The sequence below is a fragment of the Tenacibaculum aquimarinum genome (genome assembly GCF_022478115.1).
GTDB classification, from domain to species: Bacteria; Bacteroidota; Bacteroidia; order Flavobacteriales; family Flavobacteriaceae; genus Polaribacter; species Polaribacter aquimarinum_A.
This window is the reverse complement of record NZ_JAKGSC010000001.1, coordinates 251,883-275,491: the sequence shown is the minus strand read 5'-3', so window position 1 is coordinate 275,491 and position 23,609 is coordinate 251,883. Positions and strand designations below refer to the sequence as shown.

18 protein-coding genes are annotated in these 23,609 nt (G+C 30.8%); 13 read left to right on the top strand and 5 right to left on the bottom strand.

Annotation, left to right across the window (positions count from 1 at the left end; genetic code table 11):
* Nucleotides 1-83: 83 nt before the first annotated feature.
* From L1S33_RS01285 to L1S33_RS01225, 13 genes are all read left to right on the top strand, one after another.
* Nucleotides 84-1,490, top strand: coding sequence for a glycogen synthase (locus tag L1S33_RS01285; RefSeq protein ID WP_240560887.1), 1,407 nt, complete (start codon nt 84-86; stop codon nt 1,488-1,490).
* 7 nt (nt 1,491-1,497) lie between these two features.
* On the top strand, nt 1,498-2,763 hold the full coding sequence (locus L1S33_RS01280) for a glucose-1-phosphate adenylyltransferase (protein ID WP_240560886.1): 1,266 nt from the start codon (nt 1,498-1,500) through the stop codon (nt 2,761-2,763).
* 26 nt (nt 2,764-2,789) lie between these two features.
* Nucleotides 2,790-4,694: a 1,4-alpha-glucan branching protein GlgB gene (gene glgB / locus L1S33_RS01275; RefSeq protein ID WP_240560885.1), complete on the top strand. Its 1,905-nt coding sequence runs from the start codon at nt 2,790-2,792 to the stop codon at nt 4,692-4,694.
* Between the two features lie 195 nt (nt 4,695-4,889).
* The gene (locus L1S33_RS01270; RefSeq protein ID WP_240560884.1) at nt 4,890-7,301 is read left to right on the top strand and encodes a glycoside hydrolase family 31 protein; all 2,412 of its coding nucleotides are present in this window, start codon (nt 4,890-4,892) and stop codon (nt 7,299-7,301) included.
* Nucleotides 7,302-7,442: 141 nt separating this feature from the next.
* The gene (locus L1S33_RS01265) at nt 7,443-7,862 is read left to right on the top strand and encodes a transposase-like zinc-binding domain-containing protein (protein ID WP_240560883.1); all 420 of its coding nucleotides are present in this window, start codon (nt 7,443-7,445) and stop codon (nt 7,860-7,862) included.
* A 107-nt stretch (nt 7,863-7,969) separates the two neighbouring features.
* Complete coding sequence (locus L1S33_RS01260) at nt 7,970-9,217, top strand: hypothetical protein (protein ID WP_240560882.1); 1,248 nt, start codon at nt 7,970-7,972, stop codon at nt 9,215-9,217.
* 10 nt (nt 9,218-9,227) lie between these two features.
* A complete protein-coding gene (locus tag L1S33_RS01255) occupies nt 9,228-9,488 on the top strand; it encodes a DUF4212 domain-containing protein (RefSeq protein WP_240560881.1) in 261 nt (86 codons plus the stop codon).
* Between the two features lie 29 nt (nt 9,489-9,517).
* Nucleotides 9,518-11,284, top strand: a complete 1,767-nt coding sequence (locus L1S33_RS01250) for a sodium:solute symporter family protein (protein ID WP_240560880.1) — start codon at nt 9,518-9,520, stop codon at nt 11,282-11,284.
* 119 nt (nt 11,285-11,403) lie between these two features.
* Complete coding sequence (locus L1S33_RS01245; RefSeq protein WP_072555987.1) at nt 11,404-11,598, top strand: hypothetical protein; 195 nt, start codon at nt 11,404-11,406, stop codon at nt 11,596-11,598.
* Nucleotides 11,591-14,281 (top strand): sensor histidine kinase, encoded by a 2,691-nt coding sequence (locus tag L1S33_RS01240; RefSeq protein ID WP_240560879.1) that lies wholly within the window; start codon nt 11,591-11,593, stop codon nt 14,279-14,281. Before L1S33_RS01245 ends, L1S33_RS01240 begins: the two co-directional genes overlap by 8 nt.
* A 16-nt stretch (nt 14,282-14,297) precedes the next feature.
* The gene (locus tag L1S33_RS01235; protein WP_240551349.1) at nt 14,298-14,663 is read left to right on the top strand and encodes a response regulator transcription factor; all 366 of its coding nucleotides are present in this window, start codon (nt 14,298-14,300) and stop codon (nt 14,661-14,663) included.
* Between the two features lie 332 nt (nt 14,664-14,995).
* Nucleotides 14,996-16,903 carry an acetate--CoA ligase gene (acs, locus tag L1S33_RS01230; protein ID WP_240560878.1) on the top strand — a complete coding sequence of 636 codons (1,908 nt, stop codon included), beginning with the start codon at nt 14,996-14,998 and terminating at the stop codon, nt 16,901-16,903.
* Nucleotides 16,904-17,051: 148 nt separating this feature from the next.
* Complete coding sequence (locus L1S33_RS01225; protein ID WP_240551351.1) at nt 17,052-18,017, top strand: PorP/SprF family type IX secretion system membrane protein; 966 nt, start codon at nt 17,052-17,054, stop codon at nt 18,015-18,017.
* On the opposite strand, the gene murI is transcribed toward L1S33_RS01225, so the two are convergent.
* The 5 genes from murI to L1S33_RS01200 all read right to left on the bottom strand — a co-directional run bounded on the left by murI (nt 18,014) and on the right by L1S33_RS01200 (nt 23,603).
* Entirely contained in the window at nt 18,014-18,811 is a 798-nt protein-coding gene (gene murI, locus L1S33_RS01220) for a glutamate racemase (protein WP_240560877.1), read from the bottom strand. The two genes, L1S33_RS01225 and murI, sit on opposite strands and share 4 nt — an antisense overlap.
* 64 nt (nt 18,812-18,875) lie before the next feature.
* Complete coding sequence (locus tag L1S33_RS01215) at nt 18,876-19,385, bottom strand: OmpH family outer membrane protein (RefSeq protein WP_240560876.1); 510 nt, start codon at nt 19,383-19,385, stop codon at nt 18,876-18,878.
* 41 nt (nt 19,386-19,426) lie between these two features.
* Nucleotides 19,427-20,233 (bottom strand): OmpH family outer membrane protein, encoded by an 807-nt coding sequence (locus tag L1S33_RS01210; protein WP_240560875.1) that lies wholly within the window; start codon nt 20,231-20,233, stop codon nt 19,427-19,429.
* Nucleotides 20,234-20,299: 66 nt separating this feature from the next.
* Entirely contained in the window at nt 20,300-22,858 is a 2,559-nt protein-coding gene (bamA, locus tag L1S33_RS01205; protein ID WP_240560874.1) for an outer membrane protein assembly factor BamA, read from the bottom strand.
* A complete protein-coding gene (locus L1S33_RS01200) occupies nt 22,851-23,603 on the bottom strand; it encodes an isoprenyl transferase (RefSeq protein ID WP_240551355.1) in 753 nt (250 codons plus the stop codon). The genes bamA and L1S33_RS01200 overlap by 8 nt, the downstream gene beginning before the upstream one ends.
* Between the last annotated feature and the right edge of the window lie 6 nt (nt 23,604-23,609).

Here is a 23,609-nt window from a genome sequence, read left to right as displayed (position 1 = left end):
TAATCTTATTTATAAATAGTAATCACTAAAAAAATCATTGAAAGTTGTCGTGTTTAAGTGAAAATATTCTTTATATTTGGTTAATGACCAAAATATTACACATTAGCGCAGAGTGCTACCCAGTTGCTAAAGTTGGAGGATTAGCAGATGTTGTTGGAGCGTTACCAAAATATCAAAATGCTTTAGGTGTTGAAAGTAATGTTGTAATGCCTTTTTATGACAATAAGTTTACAAAAGAACATAGCTTCAAATCTATTTATAAATCTAAGGTTGTACTAGGAAATGAAGAGCATAGTTTTGAAGTATTAACATTAGATGAAAATTCTATTGATATTCAAGTTTTCTTTATAGATGTAAAATCTTTATTGTTTAAAGATTATGTGTATTCATTTGATGATACTGACCGTTTTTTAGCATTTCAAATAGCAGTTTTAGATTGGATTTTAACTTTCAGTCAAAAACCAAATATTATTCATTGTCATGATCATCATACTGGGCTTATTCCTTTTATGCTTCAAGAAAGTTTTAAATATAAGTCTTTAAATAAAATTCCTGTAGTTACTACTATACATAATGCACAATACCAAGGTTGGTTTTCTTATGATAAATTACATTTAATTCCAAAATTTGATTTAGATAAAATTGGACTTTTAGATTGGAATGGAATCATTAATCCATTAGCAGCAGCTATAAAATGCGCTTGGACAGTTACAACTGTGTCACAGAGTTATATGGAAGAATTAAAAAGCTCTGCAAATGGGTTAGAGTCACTTTTAAGTCAAGAATCTCAAAAATGTGTTGGTATTTTAAATGGTGTAGATACAAAAGTGTGGAACCCAGAAACAGATCCATTTTTAATAGAGCAATATGCTATATCCAATAATACTTCGGGGAAAAAAGCAAATAAAAAGTGGCTTTGTAAAACATTTAATTTAGATGAAGAAAAGCCTTTGTTTGCTTTTATAGGTCGTTTAGTAGGCGAAAAAGGATCTGATTTATTTCCAGAAGCTTTTGACCTTGCGTTACAAAATAATGATATTTCAATATTACTTTTAGGTTCTGGAAATACTGATACCGAAAATAAATTACAAGCTTTAAAAGAAAAGCATGTTGGCAATTATAATACACATATTGGTTATGATGAAAAACTTTCTCATAAGGTGTATGCCGGTGCAGATTTTTTATTAATGCCTTCTAGGGTAGAACCTTGTGGATTAAATCAAATGTACTCTTTACGTTATGGAACCATTCCTATTGTTAGAAGTATTGGTGGTTTAAGAGATACTATTATAGATGTTTCTGATAATGGTTTTGGGTTTACACATAAAGACACAAGTGTAGATGATATTTGTAGTAGTATTAAAAGAGCAACTGATTATTATTCCGATAAAACAGTGTTTAGAAAAAATAGAACGAGGATTATGAAAATTGATAATTCTTGGGATAATTCAGCAAAAAAATATATTGAATTGTATAAAACTTTAAAATAACTAAATTATGGCAAATAGTGAAGTATTAAGTATTATTTTAGGAGGAGGGCAAGGTTCTAGGTTGTACCCATTAACCGCCGATAGATCTAAACCAGCTGTGCCAATTGCAGGAAAATATAGATTGGTAGATATTCCGATATCAAATTGCATAAACTCAGGTCTTAAAAGAATATATGTTTTAACTCAGTTTAATTCTGCTTCTTTAAATAAACATATTAAAAATACATATCATTTTAGTTTCTTTAGCCATGCTTTTGTAGATGTTTTAGCGGCTGAGCAAACCATGCAAAGTAGAGATTGGTTTCAAGGAACTGCAGATGCGGTAAGGCAAAGTATGCATCACTTTTTACAAAATGATTTTGAGTATGCCTTAATACTTTCTGGAGATCAGTTATACAATATGGATCTTCAAGATATGATAAAAAAACACAAAGAAAGCAATGCCGAAATTTCTATTGCAACGTATCCAGTTAATGCAAAAGATGCAACAGGTTTTGGTCTTTTAAAAACCGATTCAGAAAATACAATAACATCATTTATAGAAAAGCCAGGAGCAGAATTACTGCCAGATTGGACTTCTGATGTAAGTGATGAAATGAAAAAAGAAGGTAGAAATTACCTTGCTTCAATGGGAATCTATATTTTTAATAGAGACTTGTTAATCAAATTAATGGAAAACCCAGATACCATCGATTTTGGTAAAGAAATTATTCCGCAATCTATACATAATCATAAAACTGTAAGCTATCAATATGAAGGTTATTGGACAGATATTGGAACTATTGAGTCTTTCTTTGAAGCCAATTTAGGTTTAACTGATGACATTCCTAAATTTGATTTATATGATAAAAATAGAGTATATACAAGAGCCAGGATTTTACCAACTTCTAAAATAACTGGGACAAGAATAAATAAATCTGTTATTTCTGATGGATGTATTATTCATGCCGATAAAATAGAGAAAAGTGTAATAGGTATCCGTTCTAGAATTGGTAAGGATACAATAGTTACTAATACGTATATGATGGGTAATGATACTTATGAATTACTAAAATATAAAGAAGTTTTAAAGATCGATAATCTTCTAGGAATTGGAGATAGATGTAAAATAAACAATTGTATTATAGATAAAAATTGTAGAATTGGAGACGATGTTATAATAAACGGTGGCCCACATCTTAAAGATGCGGAAACAGATAGCTATTCAATAAAAGACGGAATTGTAGTTGTTAAAAAAGGAGCTACAATACCAAAAGGAACAAAAATTCAATAAACTCTTATTTTACCTAAAATTACTAAATGTCTAAAGTTATAGCGCACAGTTTATTCTCAGATTTTGATATTAATCTCTTTAAATCTGGTAAACATTACAAACTTTATGAAAAGTTTGGTTCTCATATTATAAAACATAATGATGTAGAGGGAACTTATTTTGCAGTTTGGGCTCCTAGTGCAAAACAAGTTTCAGTAATTGGCGATTTCAATTATTGGAAAGAAGGAGAGCATAAATTAAATGTACGCTGGGACGAAAGTGGTATTTGGGAAGGTTTTATACCAAATATAGGTAAAGGATCTACATATAAATATAAAATAGAAAGCCATAATAATGGTATAAAAACAGAAAAAGCAGATCCGTACGCAAGGAGAAGTGAACATAATCCAAAAACAGCATCTATTGTTTGGGAAGATAACTATAGTTGGGAAGATAGTAAGTGGATGAAATCACGTAAAAAGAAGAACGCACTTGATGCACCTTATTCTGTTTACGAAGTGCATTTAGGTTCATGGAAAAAACAAATTGAAGAGAATCGTTTTTTATCCTACGTAGAATTAGCCGATGATTTAGTTAACTACGTAAAAGAAATGAATTTTACGCATGTAGAATTAATGCCTGTAATGGAGTTTCCTTACGATCCAAGTTGGGGATATCAAGTAACAGGTTATTTTGCACCAACTTCTCGTTTTGGTTATCCTGAAGAATTTAAATTATTGGTAGACAAATTGCACCAAAACGATATTGGAATTATTTTAGATTGGGTTCCTTCACATTTTCCAGAAGATGCACACGGTTTAGGTTTTTTTGATGGATCTTGTTTATTTGAACATCCAGATAAGAAGAAAGGATATCATCAAGATTGGAAAAGTTTAATATTTAATTACGGACGTAATGAAGTTAAATCATTTTTAATTAGTAACGCTTTGTTCTGGTTAGATCAATTTCATGCAGATGGTTTACGCGTAGACGCAGTAGCATCAATGTTGTTTTTAGATTATTCTAGGGAAGAAGGAGAATGGGATCCTAACATTTACGGAGGAAGAGAAAACTTAGAAGCTATTGATTTTATGAAAGAATTAAATCAAGCTATCTACGGTACATTTCCAGATGTGCAATCTATTGCAGAAGAATCTACAGCATTTCCAGGCGTTTCAAAACCAGTATTTTTAGGAGGTTTAGGTTTTGGGATGAAATGGATGATGGGTTGGATGCATGATACTTTACAGTATTTCGGAAAAGAGCCAATTTATCGCAAACATCATCAGAATGATATTACGTTTTCTATGACGTATGCTTTTACTGAAAACTTTATGTTACCATTAAGTCATGATGAAGTTGTTTATGGTAAAAAATCTATTTTAGGTAGAATGCCAGGAGACGAGTGGCAACGTTTTGCCAATTTAAGATTACTTTATAGCTATATGTTTACGCATCCAGGAACTAAGCTTTTATTTCAAGGTGCAGAAATAGGGCAAAGTGAAGAATGGGACTTTCAAACAAGTTTAGATTGGCACTTATTACAATATAAGCCGCATAAAGGTGTTCAAGAATTTATAAAAGCAATTAATAAATTATATAAAACAGAGCCTGCATTACATCAAAAACAATTTTCTGATGAAGGTTTTGAATGGATAGATTATGGAGATTCAGAACATTCCGTCTTGGTATATTTAAGAAAAGGAAACAAGTCTAAAGATAATCTTTTAGTAGCTTGTAATATGACACCAATGCCTTTAGAGAATTATAGAATAGGTTTGCCTAAAAAAGGAAAAATCACACAGATATTCAATAGTGACGACAAAGCATTTTTCGGTACAGGAGACTTTAATAATGAAAAGTTAACTTCGCAAGCCAAGTTATGGCATTCTAGAAAAAACTCTACAGAAATAACAATTCCACCATTAGGAATGGTTGTGTTTAAATATTAGTAGTAATTCTTCATTTTTCACCAAAAGAAAAGATGTTGTTTTCGTATTTATAGTGTCTGAAAATAAAGGTTTTAATAATTTTTAATATCGAAAACGATTTAGTTAATAAAACTTTATAATAACTGCTGTTTTTGCTTTTTTAGACTGCAAAAATTCCGTTTTTTTACATAATAAATATTCAATAATATTACAATTATGATTGTAAACACAGAATTAGAGCAGAAAGGAAATTTGTTTCCATCAGAAATTATAAAATATAAAAAAGATGTAGATACCTTACATTTTTCAACAAAAAACAATGTTGCACTTCAGTTAACTGTTGTTAGAGACAGTGTAATCCGTTTTAGATATTCTACAACTGGTAAATTCGAAAATGATTTTTCATACGGAGTTACAATTCATGCAAGTAGAGGATATAGTTTTTTAGAGGTTACAGAAGAGGAGACACATTACATTATTACAACATCAAAATTAATCTGTAAAGTAGAGAAAAGTAGCTTACAAGTTAAGTTGTATGATGCTATCGATTTAAAACTTATTAATGAAGATGAAATTGGGTTTCATTGGGAAGAATGTTACGAACATGGAGGAGACATTGTGAAAATGAGTAAAGCTTGTCAGAAAGCGGAAAGTTTTTACGGTTTAGGAGATAAACCTGTAGATGTAAATTTAAAAGGAAAACGTTTTGAAAACTGGGCAACAGACTCTTATGCCTTTGGTAAAGATACTGATCCTATATATAAGGCAATTCCATTTTATACAGCAATACAAGACAATAAATCGTATGGTATTTTCTTTGATAATACTTTTAAAACATCATTCGATTTTGCACAAGAACGTAGAAATGTAACAAGCTTTTGGGCGCAAGGAGGTGAAATGAATTATTATTTCATTTATGGACCAAAAATGGAAGACGTAGTTAAAAACTATACAGATTTAACAGGTAAACCACATGCTTTGCCCCCATTATGGGCTTTAGGTTTTCATCAATGTAAATGGTCTTATTATCCTGAAGCAAATGTAAAAGAAGTAACAAATACATTTAGAGACTTAAAAATTCCTTGTGATGCTATTTATTTAGATATAGATTACATGGATGGTTTCCGTTGTTTTACTTGGGATAAAAACCATTTTCCTGACCCTAAAAGAATGGTAAAGGAATTGGAACAAGATGGTTTTAAAACCGTTGTAATAATAGATCCAGGTATTAAAATTGATTTAGAATATGATGTGTTTAAAGAAGCATTAGATAAAGATTATTTCTGTAAACGTGCCGATGGACCTTATATGAAAGGTAAAGTTTGGCCGGGGGAATGTTATTTTCCTGATTATACAAAACCAGAAGTTAGAGAATGGTGGTCTGGTTTATTTAAAGAATTAATAGAAGATATTGGAGTAAAAGGTGTTTGGAATGATATGAATGAGCCAGCAGTAATGGACGTTCCTAACAAATCTTTTCCAGATGATGTACGTCATGATTATGATGGAAATCCATGTTCTCATAGAAAAGCACATAATATTTATGGAACACAAATGGCTCGTGCCACTTACCATGGTTTAAAAAAATACGCATATCCAAAAAGACCTTTCGTTATTACTAGGTCAGCTTATTCTGGTGCGCAGCGTTACACATCTACTTGGATGGGAGATAATGTTGCAACTTGGGAACATTTAGCAATAGCAAATAATCAAGCGCAAAGAATGGCAATGTCAGGGTTTTCTTTTGCAGGTTCAGATATTGGAGGTTTTGCCGAGCAGCCACAAGGTGAGTTATTCGCAAGGTGGATTCAGTTAGGAGTATTTCATGCTTTTTGTAGAGTGCATTCTTCTGGAGATCATGGAGATCAAGAGCCTTGGGTTTTTGGAGAAGAAATTACAGATATTGTAAGAAAATTTGTTGAATTAAGATATCAGTTATTACCATATTTATATACTGCTTTTTGGAAATATTTAAATGATGGAACACCAATTTTAAAATCTTTAGTATTATATGATCAAGAAGACCATGGAACTCATTATAGAAGTGATGAGTTTGTTTATGGTGATCAAATTTTAGTTTGTCCAATTCAAGAGCCAAATGCAAAAGGAAGAAGAATGTATATTCCTAAAGGTAAATGGTATAATTTCTGGACAAATGAAGTAGTAGAAGGAGGAAAGGAAATGTGGGTCGACGCAGATTTAGATAGCATGCCAATTTTTATTAAAGAAGGTGCTGTTATTCCAAAGTATCCTGTGCAACAATATGTAGGAGAAAAAGATTTTGATGAAATCACTTTAGATGTCTATTATAAACAAGGAAAAGAGGCTTCTAAATTATATGATGATGCACATGATGGTTATGATTATAAAAAAGGAAGATTCAGTTTACGTACTTTTAAATTAACTGGAAAAAAGGAAGAATTGATTTTGCAACAGCACAAACGTGGTGATTTTAATGCAAACTACAGTAAATTTAATCTTGTACTTCATAATTTGCCATTTACAATTACGGCTATTGAAATAGATAATGTAGAAATAGATTTAAATAACATTAATTTAGAAACTCAATCTATTTCAGTGGATAAAGAATTCACAGAAATACATATTATTGGTAAACCGCAAAAATAGACTTATAACTATTTTATATAATAATCAAGTATAAAAAAGAGCTTCCATTATGGAAGCTCTTTTTGCATTAAAATTGAATATTAAAATGATTTACTTTCATTTTTATTGCTAAATTAGTATATTTATGCTAAATTAATATATATGAATGTAGATTTATGTCCAAATTGCGGTTCAGATCATTACATTAAAAGCGGAATTGTCAATAATAGGCAGCGTTATAAATGTAAAAAATGTAATTATTTTTTCTCTGTAAATAAGATTGGCAAGAAGATAGACGACTATTATGTTAATAAATCACTGCAATTATATCTAGAGGGTTTAACATATCGAGAAATTGAACGCATTTTAGGTATATCTCACGTAAGTATTATGAATTGGGTGAAAAAATATAATATTAAGCGACCTTATAAAGCTAATTATCACCCAACTTATAAAATTTTAAATGCTGTGGAGCTTGCAAATTATTTTTCTGTTTCGGAAAATATAAAAGGTGCAGGCGTTGTTGTTACCGAGTTAGGCGATAAGTTTATGTTGATTAAGTGGGAGCGTTTTAAAGATTAGTATACTAAATTAACAATAAAGTATATTAATTTTTTGTTAACAGATTGTTTTTAAGAGCTTAGTAGTGCACACAAAACTAATTAAACACTAACTAATCCTTTAAAACAATGAAAAAACAAACTTTTTTGTTGATAGGTCTCTTCATTATGTCCTTTCAATTTATGTTTGCTCAAGGCTCTCCAGATTACTCAGGAGGTCTTAAGTTTAAATTTAATGAAGATGGTTCTAAATATCTTCGACTTATTTCTTGGGCACAAGTCCAGGCCAATTATAATACAGATGCCACATTTGATGCAAACGGAAATGAAAACAGTAAATTAAACTTTAATTTACGTCGTGCTCGTGTTTTAATGTTTGCACAAATTAACAAAGACTTCTTAATCTTAACGCATTTTGGAGTAAACAGTTTAACAAGTACAACTTTAAGTCCAACAGGAAAAGGAGATGGTTCTCAACTTTTTTTTCATGATGTTTGGGCACAATATAATTTAGGAAAAAATCATACTATTGGAGGTGGTTTACACTATTTTAATGGTATTTCTAGGTTAAACAATCAGAGTACATTAAATATGATGACCTTAGATAACAACCGCCAATCTTGGGCAACTATAGGATTATCAGATCAATTTGCACGTCATTTAGGTGTATTTTTAAAAGGTAAATTTGACAAATTACAATATAGAGTTGCAATAAATGACGCAGCTGCTTCAACATTAGACACTAGAACAGCGGTTGCTGGTGGAGATGCTGTTTATAATGGACGTGCATCTTTAGGTTCTGGAGATGCTGGAAAAACGTATGCAGGATATTTCGATTATCATTTTCTAGATCAAGAGTCTAATTTTTTGCCTTATAAAGTAGGAAGTTATCTTGGAGGGAAAAAGGTATTTAATATTGGAGCAGGTTTCTTTTTACATCCAAAAGGAGCTGTAATAGATAACGGAACTGCTTTGACTCCAAACCTTATAGGCGAAGATGTTTCAATTTTTGCTATCGATGCTTTTTATGATACACCAATTGGAGAAGGCGGAAGTGCATTAACTGCATATGCCGTTTTTCAATCTAGTGATTATGGAAAGAACTACTTATTTAGTGCTTATGGTACAGGAAGTATGTTTTATAGTCATGTTGGTTATGTTTTTAACGGAGATAAAACTAAAACTAGATATCAACCTTATGTAAGTTATGGTTCACATAGTTATGATGCCGTTAATGACAATAGAAGCACTTTTGGTTTAGGTATAAACGCATATATGAGTGGTCATAATTCAAAATTAACTTTAGAATATAAAAATCAACAATTTGGAGCTTTAGACTCAGGTGTTTTATCACTTCAAGCAATGATTTATCTATAAAAATAAAACTATGAGTAATAAACAACAACACGCATCAGCGTACTGGAAAGAAAACATAAAATACTTAGTAATACTGCTTTTAGTATGGTTTGTAGTATCCTTTGGATGTGGAATCTTATTTAGAGAAGAATTAGATACCATTAGACTTGGTGGTTTTAAACTAGGTTTTTGGTTTGCGCAACAGGGTTCAATTTATATATTCGTTATTTTAATATTCGTTTATGTAAGATTGATGAATAAATTAGATAAAAAATACGGTTACGACGAGTAATCCTTAACTAAACTTAAAAATAAAAAATTATGAGTGTACAAACGTGGACTTGGATATTAGTAGGGGTTACTTTTGCCCTATATTTTGGAATAGCAATTTGGGCTAGAGCAGGCTCAACAAAAGAATTTTATGTTGCTGGTGGAGGTGTTTCTCCGTTAGCAAATGGTATGGCAACTGCAGCCGATTGGATGAGCGCTGCCTCCTTTATAAGTATGGCGGGAATTATTTCCTTTTCAGGATATGATGGCTCAGTTTATTTAATGGGGTGGACTGGTGGATATGTGCTTTTAGCATTATTACTTGCGCCCTATTTACGTAAGTTTGGTAAGTTTACCGTGCCAGATTTTATTGGAGATCGTTACTATTCTAACACCGCAAGAACAGTTGCTGTAATTTGTGCATTAATTGTATCATTTACGTATGTTGCTGGTCAAATGCGTGGAGTAGGTATTGTGTTTTCTCAATTTTTACAAGTTCCTATTTATTGGGGCGTTATTATTGGAATGGCAGTAGTATTAACTTTTGCGCTTCTAGGAGGAATGAAAGGTATAACATATACGCAAGTAGCACAGTATTGTGTTTTAATCTTTGCTTTTATGGTACCAGCATTTTTCATATCAATGCAAATGACAGGTAATATTATTCCACAAATAGGAATGGGAGGAACCGTTGAAGGCGGAGAGTTCTTACTAGATAAGTTAGATACATTGCACACACAACTTGGTTTTAGTGAATATACAAGTGGAAAGAAATCAACTTGGGATGTTTCTGCAATTACATTAGCATTAATGACAGGAACTGCAGGATTACCTCACGTAATTGTACGTTTCTTTACAGTGCCTAAAGTAAAAGATGCACGTAAATCTGCGGGTTATGCATTGTTATTAATTGCAATTTTATATACAACAGCACCTGCTATTGCAGTATTTTCTAGAACAAATTTAATTGAAACAGTAAGTAATACATCGTATTCAGAAATTCCTGAATGGTTTAAAAATTGGGAAGATACAGGGTTGATTGCTTGGGCAGATAAAAATGGCGATGGTAAAATTCAATATGTAGCAGGAAGTGCTTTAGAAGGTAAAAAACCTGTTTACACAGATGCTAGAGGAGTAAGTGGAGAACGTATGATTTCTAATGCAAGTGAAGCAAAAAATGAATTGTATGTAGATAGAGATATTATGGTATTAGCAAATCCAGAGATAGCTAATTTACCAAATTGGGTAATTGCATTAGTAGCAGCAGGTGGATTGGCAGCAGCTTTATCAACGGCAGCTGGATTATTATTGGTAATTTCTACATCAATTTCTCATGATTTAATTAAAAAACAATTAAAACCAGATATTTCAGATAAAGGAGAATTAACAGCTGCTAGAATTTCTATTTTTGTAGCAATCTTAATTGCAGGGTATTTCGGTATTAATCCGCCAGGGTTTGTCGCCGCCGTGGTTGCGCTCGCCTTTGGTCTAGCAGCAGCTTCCTTTTTTCCAGCTATTATTTTAGGTATTTTTGATAAGAGAATGAATAGTCAAGGTGCCATTTCAGGAATGGTTGTAGGTATTGTATTAATGTTATTTTATATGATGAAATTTAAATTAAACATGTTTGGTGGAGGTACAAGTGAAGATTGGTGGTTTAAAACATCTCCAGAAGGGTTTGGTACAATCTGTATGCTGGTAAACGTTTTAATTTCATTAGTTGTTTCAAGAATGACAGCAGCACCGCCTCAAGAAGTTCAAGATATGGTAGAAAGTATAAGAATACCTTCTGGAGCAGGTGAAGCTTCAGACCATTAGATTACAGTTTTTAATTTAAACTTAATCAATTTTAGTTAGTTAGTAATCAGCATTACATTTATGTAGTGCTGATTTCTTATCTTAGTAGTATAATCGAAATTTTACATTCAATAAACCAAATGAAAAAACGTCACGAGCAAAAACTTGTAGTACTTTCTATAGCATTGTTTTTAATGTTTAATATTCCGTTTATTCTAATTTTTAATTTTGAAGGTGCGGTTTTTGGTGTTCCAACTTTATATTTTTCAATATTCTCTATTTGGTTGTTTTCAATAGTTGTTTCATATATCGTATTAAAACGTCACTATGAATAATTATACTTTAATTGCTATAATTATTATCTACCTAGCAGTACTTTTTTATATTGCTTTTCTGGGTGAAAAAAAGAGTCAAAGCAAGTGGGTTAATAATCCGTATGTTTATAGTTTGTCTTTAGCAGTATATTGTTCTGCCTGGACGTATTATGGAAGTGTTGGTATTGCTGCAAATTCAGGAATCAGTTTTTTGCCAATTTATTTGGGGCCAGTTATTGCCGCTCCTTTATGGATTGTTGTTCTTCGAAAAATTATTAGAATTTCCAAACAACATAAAATTTCTTCAATTGCAGATTTTATATCACTTCGTTATGGAAATAACAGGTTTTTAGGTGCATTAGTAACTATTGTTTGTTTATTTGGAACCTTACCTTACATTTCATTACAGCTAAAAGCAGTTTCTGAAACTTTTGAAATTATGTCTGATGATTCAGGATCAATTACAACAGTAGGACTTAGCGACTCAACATTTTATGTTGCATTATTATTAGCTGTCTTTGCTGCTTTTTTTGGAACTCAAAGAACAGATGCGTCAGAAAAACACAAAGGTATTATTGCTTCTGTAGCATTTGAATCTATTTTAAAACTAGTTTTCTTTTTAATTATTGGAGTTTATGTAACCTTTTATTTATTTGATGGAACTTCAGATATTTACAATCAAATGTCTGTTGCGCCAAATTTTAAAGAGTTGACAACAATAAGTGGTGTAGAAGATGGCTTTAATTGGTTGTTCTTAATTTCTCTATCCTTTATGGCTATTTTTTTATTACCAAGACAATTTCAAGTTTCAGTTTTAGAAAATAATAGAGAAAAACATTTAAAAAAGGCAATCTGGTTATTTCCATTGTATTTATTATTATTCAATCTTTTTGTAGTGTTTATAGCTTGGGCAGGAAAACTGACTTTTGGTAATACAAAAAATGCAGAATATTTTTCTTTGCTTCTTCCGCTTGAAAATGGAAATTCTTTTTTAGCAACACTTGTCTTTTTAGGTGGTTTTTCAGCAGTAATTTCCATGGTTATTGTTTCTACATTAGCATTATCAACTATGGTGAGTAACAACTTAATTATTCCTTATGGTTTCTTGGATAAATTCATTAAAAACCAACCTGAACGTAATTCTAAATACATTAAGAATATTAGACGTATATCTATTTTTACAATTATAATTACTGCATATTTCTTTTATGTAATATTTTCAAAAGAACTTTCATTATATTCAATTGGTTTAATTTCATTTGTTATTATATCTCAATTAGCGCCTTCTTTTTTTGTTGGTTTGTATTGGAATCGAGGTTCTTCAAAAGCAGCAATTATCGGTATTCTTGTCGGTTTTTTTATTGCTTTATACACATTAGTTTTACCTTTTACTTTACAAGCATATACAGGAACAGATAATTTTACACAATATGGTCTTTTAAGTATTTCTGCATTAAAACCTTATGCCTTATTTGGGGTAGATTTTCTGAGTCCGCCTGCACACGCCTTTTTTTGGAGTATTACCTTTAATGTTATGTGTTACTTGGTGTTTTCTTTAGTGGTAAAAGGAAATTATAGAGAACGTAATTATGCAGAAATGTTTGTAGACACAAAAAACTTTACAACACTTCAAGACAGTGCTTTGGTTTGGAAAGGAGAAGCTTATGTTGCTGATATTAAAAGTGTTTTGGTTCGTTTTTTAGGTGAAAAAAGAGCTACTAGAGCGTTAAATATTTTCTTCACAAAATATGATTTACCAAAAGATACACAACTGGCTGATGCAAGGTTAATTAATTTTTCCGAAAAACTTTTAACAGGTAGTATAGGTTCTGCATCTGCTAAAATACTAATAGCAAGTGTTGTAAAAGAAGACCAAATTAGTTTGGTTGAAGTATTAAAGATTTTAGAAGAATCTAAAGAAAACATTGTTAGTAATAAAGTGTTGTTAGAGAAGTCCAATGAATTAACTCAACTTTCTTCTAAGCTTAAAGATGCTAATGAAGAGTTAATTTCTAAAGACAGACAAAAAGATGAGTTTTTAGACACTGTTGCTCATGAGTTAAAAACACCAATTACAGGTATTCGTGCAGCAACCGAACTTTTAATGGATGAAGATGACGAAATGCCAAAAGAAATAAAGGCACAGTTCTTAAAAAATATATTGCAAGATTCTGATCGCTTAGGACGATTAATTCATAACATTTTAGATTTTGAAAAGTTAGAAACAGGTCGTTTGCATTTAGATATTCAGTATCAAGATATTAAAAAAACCATAACAAAAGCCATTAGTAGTATTTCTCAAATTGCAGTAAAAAAAGAAGTTCAAATAATAAATATAAACACACATAGTTTTAACCTTAATTATGATGAAGATAGAATTCTTCAAGTATTAACCAATTTACTGTCTAATGCTATAAAGTTTTGTGCTTCAAAAACAGGAAAGATAACAGTAGATTATAAATTAGGAAATGAATTAATAGAAGTTTCTGTAACCGACAATGGTAAAGGAATTCCGGAAGAAGATCATGATTTTATTTTTGATAAATTTTATCAATCTAAAGATCAAAACACAAGAAAACCACAAGGTAGTGGATTAGGTTTGGCAATAACCAAACAAATAATAGAAAAGCACAATGGAAAAATTTGGGCAAAAAAAGATGTAAAAAATGGAGCAACACTTGTTTTTACCATACCTTTTAAGTAAATTGTAGTCGTAAAGTATGAAGAAGAAGATTTTAATTGTTGACGACGAACCCAATATCGTTATGTCGTTAGAATATACCTTCAAAAAACAAGATTTTGAAGTGTTTATTGCAAGAGACGGAAGTGAAGCTTTAGAGATATTAAAACAGCATATTCCTAACGTTGTTTTACTAGATATTATGATGCCAAATGTAGACGGTTATCAAACATTAACACACATAAAAAATACGGCTAGTTTAAAAGATACAAAAGTGGTTTTTTTAACAGCAAAAAATAAAGCTTCAGATATTGAAAAAGGTTTAAAACTTGGAGCAGATAAGTATTTAACAAAACCTTTTTCAGTGAAAAAGATAGTTGCAGAAATACTGGAACTAGTAACTTAGAAATAGTTTTTTAAGTTTTTTTAAAATTGGTTTTGTGTGCAAACAAACTAAGTTTAATTAAAGTTTAAATAAATGAAATTTCGTATCAATCCATTAGCGTCAGATATAATAATTAGTATCTACATTATTAGTACGCTCTTTTTAAGGTTTAAGTTTGAAAATAAAACCAATGTAAGTCCTATACTATCTATAGTTATGGGTATTTGCTTTGTGGTTATTATTTGGGCATTAATCAAATTAAAAGTACTTAATCCCAATTGGTTTGGCTTGTTTAATTATAAAAAAGCCTAGTAAATAATTTCCTAAAAAATAAAATTTTAAAAATATATATTATGAGTAATTACCACATAAAACATTTAGAAGAATATTATAAAGTTTACAGAAAATCTATTAGAGAACCAGAAAATTTTTGGGAAGAAATAGCAGAAGAACATTTTGTTTGGAGAAAAAAATGGGATAGAGTTTTAGAATGGAACTTTGAAAAGCCAGAAGTAAAATGGTTTGAAGGAGCTCAATTAAATATAACTGAGAATTGTATCGATAGGCATTTAACGACAAAGGGAGATAAAACGGCAATTTTATTTGAACCAAATGACCCAAAAGATCCTGCTGAACATATTAGTTATAATCAATTACATCAAAGAGTTAATCAATTTGCAAATGTTTTAAAAGCGCAAGGCGTTAAAAAAGGAGATCGAGTATGTATATATGTTCCTATGATTCCTGAATTAGCAATTTCTACATTGGCTTGTGCAAGAATTGGTGCAATACATTCAGTAGTTTTTGCAGGTTTTTCTGCTACAGCGCTAGCAACAAGAATTAACGATTCTGATTGTAAAATTGTAATTACTTCTGACGGTTCTTATCGTGGCGCAAAAACAATTGATTTAAAAGGAATTGTAGATGAAGCATTGGAAAGTTGTCCAGGAGTAAAAACTGTTTTGGTTGCGAAAAGAATCAGCTCAGATATTAACATGCAAGAAGGTCGTGATAAATGGTTACAGCCTTTATTAGATAATGTATCAACAGTTTGCGAAGCAGAAATCATGGAGGCAGAAGATCCTTTGTTTATTTTATATACTTCGGGTTCAACAGGAAAACCAAAAGGAATGGTGCATACAACTGCTGGTTACATGGTATATACTGCTTATACGTTTAAAAATGCTTTTCAATATAGAGAGAACGATGTGTATTGGTGTACTGCAGATATTGGTTGGATTACGGGGCATTCTTATATTGTTTATGGGCCTTTAGCAAATGGAGCAACCACAGTTATGTTTGAAGGCGTACCAAGTTATCCCGATTTTGGACGTTTTTGGGAAATAGTAGAAAAACATAAAGTAAATCAGTTTTACACAGCACCAACAGCTATTAGAGCTTTAGCTAAACACGGAACAGAATTGGTAGATAAATACGATTTAACTTCTTTAAAAGTACTAGGATCTGTAGGTGAACCTATAAATGAAGAAGCTTGGCATTGGTATAATGATACAATTGGAAAGAAAAAAAGTCCTATAATAGATACTTGGTGGCAAACAGAAACTGGTGGAATGATGATTACACCAATACCATACGTAACACCAACAAAACCAACTTATGCCACTTTACCATTTATTGGAATTCAGCCAGTTTTAATGGGAGAAAACAATGAAGAATTAAAAGGAAATCAAGTAGAAGGAAGGCTTTGTATAAAATTCCCTTGGCCTAGTATTGCTAGAACTATTTGGGGAAACCATCAGCGTTATAAAGAAACTTATTTCTCTGCTTTTGATAATATGTATTTTACAGGTGATGGAGCTTTAAGAGACGAAGTGGGTTATTATAGAATTACCGGTAGAGTAGATGATGTAATTATTGTTTCTGGACATAATTTAGGAACTGCTCCAATTGAAGACGCTATAAATGAGCACCCTGCCGTAGCAGAATCTGCAATTGTTGGTTTTCCTCATGATATAAAAGGTAGTGCCTTGTACGGATATGTAACATTGAAAGATACAGGGGAATCTAGAAACCATGATAATTTACGTAAAGAAATAAATCAATTAATTTCCGATAGAATTGGTCCAATAGCCAAGTTAGATAAAATTCAGTTTACTGATGGTTTGCCAAAAACACGAAGTGGAAAAATAATGCGCCGAATTTTACGTAAAATAGCAGAAAAAGAAACTAGTAATTTAGGAGATATTAGTACACTACTAAATCCAGAAGTAGTCCAAAACATTATGGATAATGCACAGTAATATAAGATAAAAAAATCAAGGGGTTTGTTTATAAACCCCTTTTAGTATAATAGTTAAGAGTGTTAAAAAGTTTAGTTATTTTAAACAAATTGTACTATACTAAAATATTTATAATATATTTGATATCTAAAATTACTATAAAGCTACTATGAAATTTTTATTAAGGGTTTCAATTCTAATACTATTCATTTCTTCTGTAAAACAAGTTTCTGCTCAAGAAACCTTACCAATATTCTCTGATTATTTGTCAGATAATGTTTATTTATTGCATCCAGCAGCAGCTGGAATTGGAACTTGTGGTAAAGTTAGATTGACTGCAGGAAGATATTGGGAAGATAATGAACTACAGACTTTAAGTTTTCATAGTAAATTAGGTGAAGATACTAATGCATCTGCAGGTGTTGTTCTTTTTAATGATAAAAATGGTTATCACTCACAAAAAGGAATTCAGGGTACTTTTGCGTATCATTTAGATTTATTTAGAGGAGGTGAATTCAATCAGCTTTCCTTTGGATTGTCTTTAGGAGCGGTTCAAAATACTGTGGATCAAACAACATTTACAGGAGATCCAACGGTTGCACAATTAATTGAAAGTGATTTTTATTTTAATGGAGATTTTGGTGTTGCTTATCATTATGGTGGTTTATCATCTTATTTTACAGTTAAAAACTTATTTTTATCAGCAAAAGGAAATCTAAACGATCGTTATGAGCCTTTAAATTTACGTAACTATATTTTTGGTGCAGGTTATTTCTTCGGGAATGAAGAAAAGTTTCAATATGAGCCTTCAGTAATGCTTCAGTTTAAAGAAGGTACAAGTGAAAATTATTTAGATGTAAACATGAAAGTTTATAAAAAACTAGATAAAGCACAACTTTGGGCAGCTCTTTCTTACCGTAGAAGTTTCGATGGTAATCCAGTACAAGAGGTACAGCAAATTACACCTATTTTAGGTGCTAATGTTGGGCAGTGGATGTTTTCTTATACGTATTCTAAACAATCTGGAAGCGTAGTTTTTGAAAATGCAGGTTTCCATCAATTAACTGTTGGTGTAAATGTACTGTGTAGAAGACCAAGAGCTTCAGCTTGTCCTAATATAAACGGTAGCTTTTAAAAAGTTAACTCTTCTATTCTTACAGATTTAGATTTTCGTAAAATTGTTCTTAATACATCACTATTTTTGTTGATGTAAAAAGTATGAGTTTTCATTCTACGATTTAAATTTATTAGCTTATGTTTTTCTAAAATAGCTTTTGTCTGTTTTGCAACTGCTTCTCCAGAATCTATAATATTTACGTTTTTGCCTACTATATTTTTTATTTGAGATATTAAGTATGGATAATGTGTACAGCCTAAGACTAAACAATCCATCTTTTGTAACATCATTGGTTGAAGGTAACTTTTTAATAAAGTAGTCATTTTTACAGAATCGATATTACCATCTTCAATCAACTCTACTAAACCTTCCCCAACTTGTTCAATTATTTTTATAGTAGCATCTATATTGCTGGAAGTCTTTTCGAACAACTCACTGTTTAATGTCCCTTTAGTAGCTAAAATACCTATACAGTTAGTCTTTGTTTTTAAAGATGCAGGTTTTATGGCTGGTTCAATACCAATAAAAGGAATGTCGTAATTTTTTCTAAGATATTTAATTGCATTTGTTGTTGCTGTATTACAGGCAACTACAATGGTTTTACAATTTTTATTTAATAAAAACTCAGTGTTTTTAATAGATAACTCTATAATTGCATCCTTTGATTTTTGTCCGTAAGGAGCATTTTTACTGTCAGATAAGTAAATGGTCTCTTCATTTGGTAAGAGATTATTTATTTCTTTCCAAATTGAAGTGCCTCCAATACCAGAGTCAAAAATACCAATTGGTTGTTGTGGATTAGATTTTGTCATTTATACAAAAATAAAAATCCTGCTTGTTTAAGCAGGATTTTTTATTATTATTTTTCCAGGTTTTTTAGAAACCTAATTTAGCTTTTACTGCTGCAAGAATATCATCACCAGTTTTGTATACTATTAATCCTTTACCATTAGAAGCGTCTAAAACATAAACTATTCCTTTGTCTGCGGCAACATCTTGTATAGCTTTTTGAGCTTTTTCTAAGATAGGGTTTAGCTTATCTTGGTATTTTGTTTGCATTTCTTGAGTTGCAGATTGTTCAGCTTGATAGATTCTCGCTCTTTCTTGTTGAACTTCTTGTGCTCTCTGTTGGTTAACTTCTAATGTTTGAGTTTTACCTTCAGCTTCGTATTTTTTAATTTTAGCTTCTAACTTTTTAGCCATTGCTTCAATATCATCTTTATAAGTTTTAGATAACTTAGCTAATTCAGCCTGTAAAGATTTTGTTTCTGGCATTTGAGATATTAATAAGTCTGTATTAATATGTGCAGTTTTTTGTGCGTTTGCTACACCACCTAATCCAATTGTAAAAATTGCAACTAATAATAGAGTTTTAAATTGTTTCATTTTTGTTGTTTTAATTGTAAATTTATTATTCTTCTTTTTTGTTATTTTTCGCCGTCTTCTTTTTCGGCTTCTTTTTTCTTTTTTGCTTCTTCTCTAGCTTTCCTTAAGGCTTCTTTTTTTTCTAATAAAAGTTTTCTTTTTTCGTCTCTTTCCTTAATTCTAGCTTGTCTCTTAGCTTCTATTTCTTGTCTTTTAGCTTCTCTTTCTTGTTCTTTTTTGTCTTTTAATGTTTGTTTTGCATTTAGACGTTTTTGTTGTTCTTCTGTTAATTCTTTGTTTACAACAGCATTCTTTTTAGCTTCTATTTGTTCTTTTTTAGTTTGTTTTTTAATATCAATATTAATTGCTTTTAAAACAAGGTCGCTAATATCGTGTTTTTTGTTTGAAAAAAGCATAACTAAATCACCAGATTTATCAAAAACAAAATCATACTTTTTTCGAGAAGCAATATTTTGTACTGCATTGTATACTTGATCTTGTACAGGTTGTATTAATTGCTTTCTTAATTGATACATATCTCCGTTAGGTCCAAAATACAAAGACTCTAATCTTCTTAACTCTTGTTGTTGTACAGTTATATCTTCTTCGCGTTCTTCAATTAAATCTTTAGTTAAAATTGCTTTTTCGTTAGATAAATCGGTTTTTAAAACTTCAATACTACGAGCATCTTTGTCCAAACGATTTCTCCATTTTTCAACTTTAGCATTTAAAGAGTTTTGAGCTTCTGTATAGGCGGGAACATTTTCTAGAATGTATTCCATGTCTATATAAGCTATGCGTTGATATTTCTGTGCTGAAACAAAAGTTACAGTAAGTAAAAGAACGATTGATAAAATGTATTTTTTCATCTTTATAGTATGTGTTTAGAAAAAACCGTGCCAAAAAAAATACACGTTTACAAATGTACGTTTTTATTAGAACTGTCTTCCGATTATAAAATGTGTTTGCCAACCCGATTTTGTTGGGTTTATAGATTGATCTCCAGGTAACGGATCGAAACCATGGGCAAAATCAATACCCAATAAACCAAATGCTGGCATAAATATACGAACACCAACTCCAGCAGAACGTTTTAATTCAAACGGGTTAAAGGTACTAAAATTGTCATAAGAGTTTCCAGCTTCTAAAAAACCTAATGTATAAATAGATGCAGATGGTTTGTCTGTTATAGAATAACGTACTTCTAATTGAAATTTATTATAAATAGAACCACCATCTACAGAAGATAATAGATTGTTTTCATAACCTCTAATTCCAATTGTTTCACGACCATCTAATTGACCTTGGGCAATACCATCACCACCAACAAAGTAGCGTTCTACAGGTGTTAAACCTAATTTGTTGTTGTAAGTACCTAAGTACCCTAATTCAAAATTTGACATTAAGACTAATTTCTTAGCTAATTGTGTATACCATTTACCTTTAGCAGATATTTTGTAGTATTCTAACCATTTATATTGATCTGCTAACCATTCTGATCTTGCCGAAGGTGTAAGGTTATCTGGTTCGTCATAATCTTTTCCATTAACTAATGAATAAGGAAATGTTGCTTTACCACTAACAGTAAACTGAGATCCGTAAGTTGGAAAGATTAAACTTGGACCAGCAGAGTTTCTTGCTAAAACTAAGTTATAAGCTAAGTTATTTAAGGTACCGTTATCTAATATGTTATTTGAAGAACCTACTCTATATGCATAATTATTCAATTTAATTCTTTGATAGGTTATACTTTGAGATAGTTGAAAGTAATCATCTGGCCATTGTAAACGTTTACCCAAACCTAATGTAGCTCCGATAATGCTTAAACTTTCATCTTCATTTACATCTCCTGTAAATTGATCAAATCTAAATTGTTCAGAATAATATATTGATGCAGTTAAAGATTGTGGTGTTTTTCCTCCTAACCAAGGTTCTGTAAAAGAAAAACTATATGTGCTATAAGTTCTACTAGCTTGTAAACGTAATGATAAACTTTGACCATCTCCCATTGGTAATGGTTTGTATGCTTCTTTATTGAATAAGTTTCTAATTGAAAAATTATTGAAAGATAAACCTAGTGTTCCAATAAAAGAACCACCTCCATAACCACCTTGTAATTCTATTTGGCTACCACCTTTTTCTACTACAGTAAAATCTACATCTGCAGTTTTATCTTGGTAATTTGGTTTAACGTCTGGAGTTACGTTTGTGTCAAAGAAACCTAATTGACCAATTTCTCTAATAGAACGAATAATGTTTTGTCTACTAAATAAATCTCCTGGCTTAACACGTAATTCTCTATATATTACGTGGTCATTAGTTTTATCGTTACCTATTACAGTTACCTTTTTAATAGTTGCTTGTTCGTCTTCTCTAATTCTAATTTCTACAGTAATAGAATCGTTTTCTACTTTTGTTTCTACTGCGTTTACAGAAGAAAATAAGTATCCATTATTATGATAAAAAGATTGTAAATCTTGTGAGTCTGGCGTTCCGTCTCCAGAAATGCGTTCTTTTAAAACTTTACCATTATAAATGTCTCCTTTATCAATTCGTAAAAATCTTTGTAGTTGCTCGTCTGTATAAGATTTATTTCCAACAAAAAGTATTTCACCAAATCGATATTGACGACCTTCCTCTAGTTCTATATCAAGATTTATAGTGTTATCGTCATTCCATGTAAGATTATCGCTTAAAATACGAGCATCTCTATATCCTCTTTCGCTATATTTTTCTAGAATATTTTCTAGATCGGCTTTATAGTCTTCTTGTATATATTTTGATCCTTTCCAAAAACGTCCAAAAACTTTACGTTTTGTGTTTTTCATTGCACCTCTAAGTTTTTTGTTTGTTAGCGCTTCGTTTCCTTTAAAGTTGATGCTTTTGATCTTAATTTTACTTCCCTTATCAACATGAATATTCATGTTTAAAGTATTAATATCTGATGTGTCTTTTTCAGTGTTTAAAGATACTTTTGTCTTTAAGAAACCTTTGTCAGTATATTTTTTCTTTATGTAGTTCTTTGAAGTTACCAATAAGTTATCGGTAATCATAGCTCCTTTTTTAAGCTCAGTCTCTTTTTCTAATTCTTTCCTTTTAGATTTACTTAAACCAGTAAATGTAACTTTGTTAAGTTGTGGTAATTCAGTAACATCAAATTGAAGATATACAGTTTCTCCATCTAACTTAGATAAATAAACATCTACTTCACTAAATTGTTTACTGTCGTATAATTTTTTTATAGCTGAAGTAAGTTTATCTCCAGGTAATTTAATGGCTTGGCCATCTTTTAAACCTGTATAAACTTTAATGGTTCCTTCGCTAAATTTCTTTAGACCAGTAACACTTATACCGCCTAAAATGTATTCTTTTCCTTTTTCAAAAGAAAAATTATTGTTTTTAGGAATGCTGTCGTTAGCATTGTCTTGAGCTTTAATTGTTAAACTGCTAAATGCAATTACAAAAAATACTAGTACTAATGAATATTTATTCATTCGGTGTAATTTGTTCACTTGTTTTTCCAAATCTTCGTTCTCTGTTCTGATATTCAATTATTGCATCAAAGAAGTTTTCTTTTCTAAAATCTGGCCAAAGCATTTCTGTAAAATACAATTCTGCATAAGCCATTTGCCATAATAAAAAATTACTAATTCTTTGTTCGCCGCTCGTTCTAATCATTAAATCAACGTCGGGCAAATTAAATGTATATAAATGATTATTAATAATTTTTTCGTCTATATTTTCAATATCTAGTTGAGTATTAACAACTTTTTTAGATATGTTTTTGATTGCGTTAACAATTTCTTCCCTAGATCCATAACTTAAAGCAAAGGATAGGGTGATTTTAGTATTGTCTTTAGTTTGATCTATTACTTTTTGTAAAGTTTTTTGCGCCTTACTTGGTAATGAAGAAATGTTACCTATTGCGTTTACTTTTACATTTTTACGTTGAAATTCTGGTAACTCCTTATTAAGTGTAGTAACTAAAAGATGCATTAATGCATCAACCTCAAACTTTGGTCTGTTCCAATTTTCGGTAGAAAAGGCATACATTGTAATAAATTTAGTGCCAATTTCTGAAGCTCCATCAACAGAATCTCTAATTGCAGTCATTGCATTTCTGTGTCCAAAAACTCTATTCATACCTTGTTTTTTTGCCCAACGACCATTACCGTCCATAATTACGGCAATGTGGTTTGGAACTTTATTAAGGTTAATAGTTTGTAGTTTTTTGTCCATAAAATA

Coding starts and splice junctions, on each gene's coding strand:
- L1S33_RS01285 (WP_240560887.1), top strand. CDS start 84: ATGACCAAAATATTACACATTAGCGCAGAGTGCTACCCAGTTGCTAAA.
- L1S33_RS01280 (WP_240560886.1), top strand. CDS start 1,498: ATGGCAAATAGTGAAGTATTAAGTATTATTTTAGGAGGAGGGCAAGGT.
- glgB (WP_240560885.1), top strand. CDS start 2,790: ATGTCTAAAGTTATAGCGCACAGTTTATTCTCAGATTTTGATATTAAT.
- L1S33_RS01270 (WP_240560884.1), top strand. CDS start 4,890: ATGATTGTAAACACAGAATTAGAGCAGAAAGGAAATTTGTTTCCATCA.
- L1S33_RS01265 (WP_240560883.1), top strand. CDS start 7,443: ATGAATGTAGATTTATGTCCAAATTGCGGTTCAGATCATTACATTAAA.
- L1S33_RS01260 (WP_240560882.1), top strand. CDS start 7,970: ATGAAAAAACAAACTTTTTTGTTGATAGGTCTCTTCATTATGTCCTTT.
- L1S33_RS01255 (WP_240560881.1), top strand. CDS start 9,228: ATGAGTAATAAACAACAACACGCATCAGCGTACTGGAAAGAAAACATA.
- L1S33_RS01250 (WP_240560880.1), top strand. CDS start 9,518: ATGAGTGTACAAACGTGGACTTGGATATTAGTAGGGGTTACTTTTGCC.
- L1S33_RS01245 (WP_072555987.1), top strand. CDS start 11,404: ATGAAAAAACGTCACGAGCAAAAACTTGTAGTACTTTCTATAGCATTG.
- L1S33_RS01240 (WP_240560879.1), top strand. CDS start 11,591: ATGAATAATTATACTTTAATTGCTATAATTATTATCTACCTAGCAGTA.
- L1S33_RS01235 (WP_240551349.1), top strand. CDS start 14,298: ATGAAGAAGAAGATTTTAATTGTTGACGACGAACCCAATATCGTTATG.
- acs (WP_240560878.1), top strand. CDS start 14,996: ATGAGTAATTACCACATAAAACATTTAGAAGAATATTATAAAGTTTAC.
- L1S33_RS01225 (WP_240551351.1), top strand. CDS start 17,052: ATGAAATTTTTATTAAGGGTTTCAATTCTAATACTATTCATTTCTTCT.
- murI (WP_240560877.1), bottom strand. CDS start 18,811: ATGACAAAATCTAATCCACAACAACCAATTGGTATTTTTGACTCTGGT.
- L1S33_RS01215 (WP_240560876.1), bottom strand. CDS start 19,385: ATGAAACAATTTAAAACTCTATTATTAGTTGCAATTTTTACAATTGGA.
- L1S33_RS01210 (WP_240560875.1), bottom strand. CDS start 20,233: ATGAAAAAATACATTTTATCAATCGTTCTTTTACTTACTGTAACTTTT.
- bamA (WP_240560874.1), bottom strand. CDS start 22,858: ATGAATAAATATTCATTAGTACTAGTATTTTTTGTAATTGCATTTAGC.
- L1S33_RS01200 (WP_240551355.1), bottom strand. CDS start 23,603: ATGGACAAAAAACTACAAACTATTAACCTTAATAAAGTTCCAAACCAC.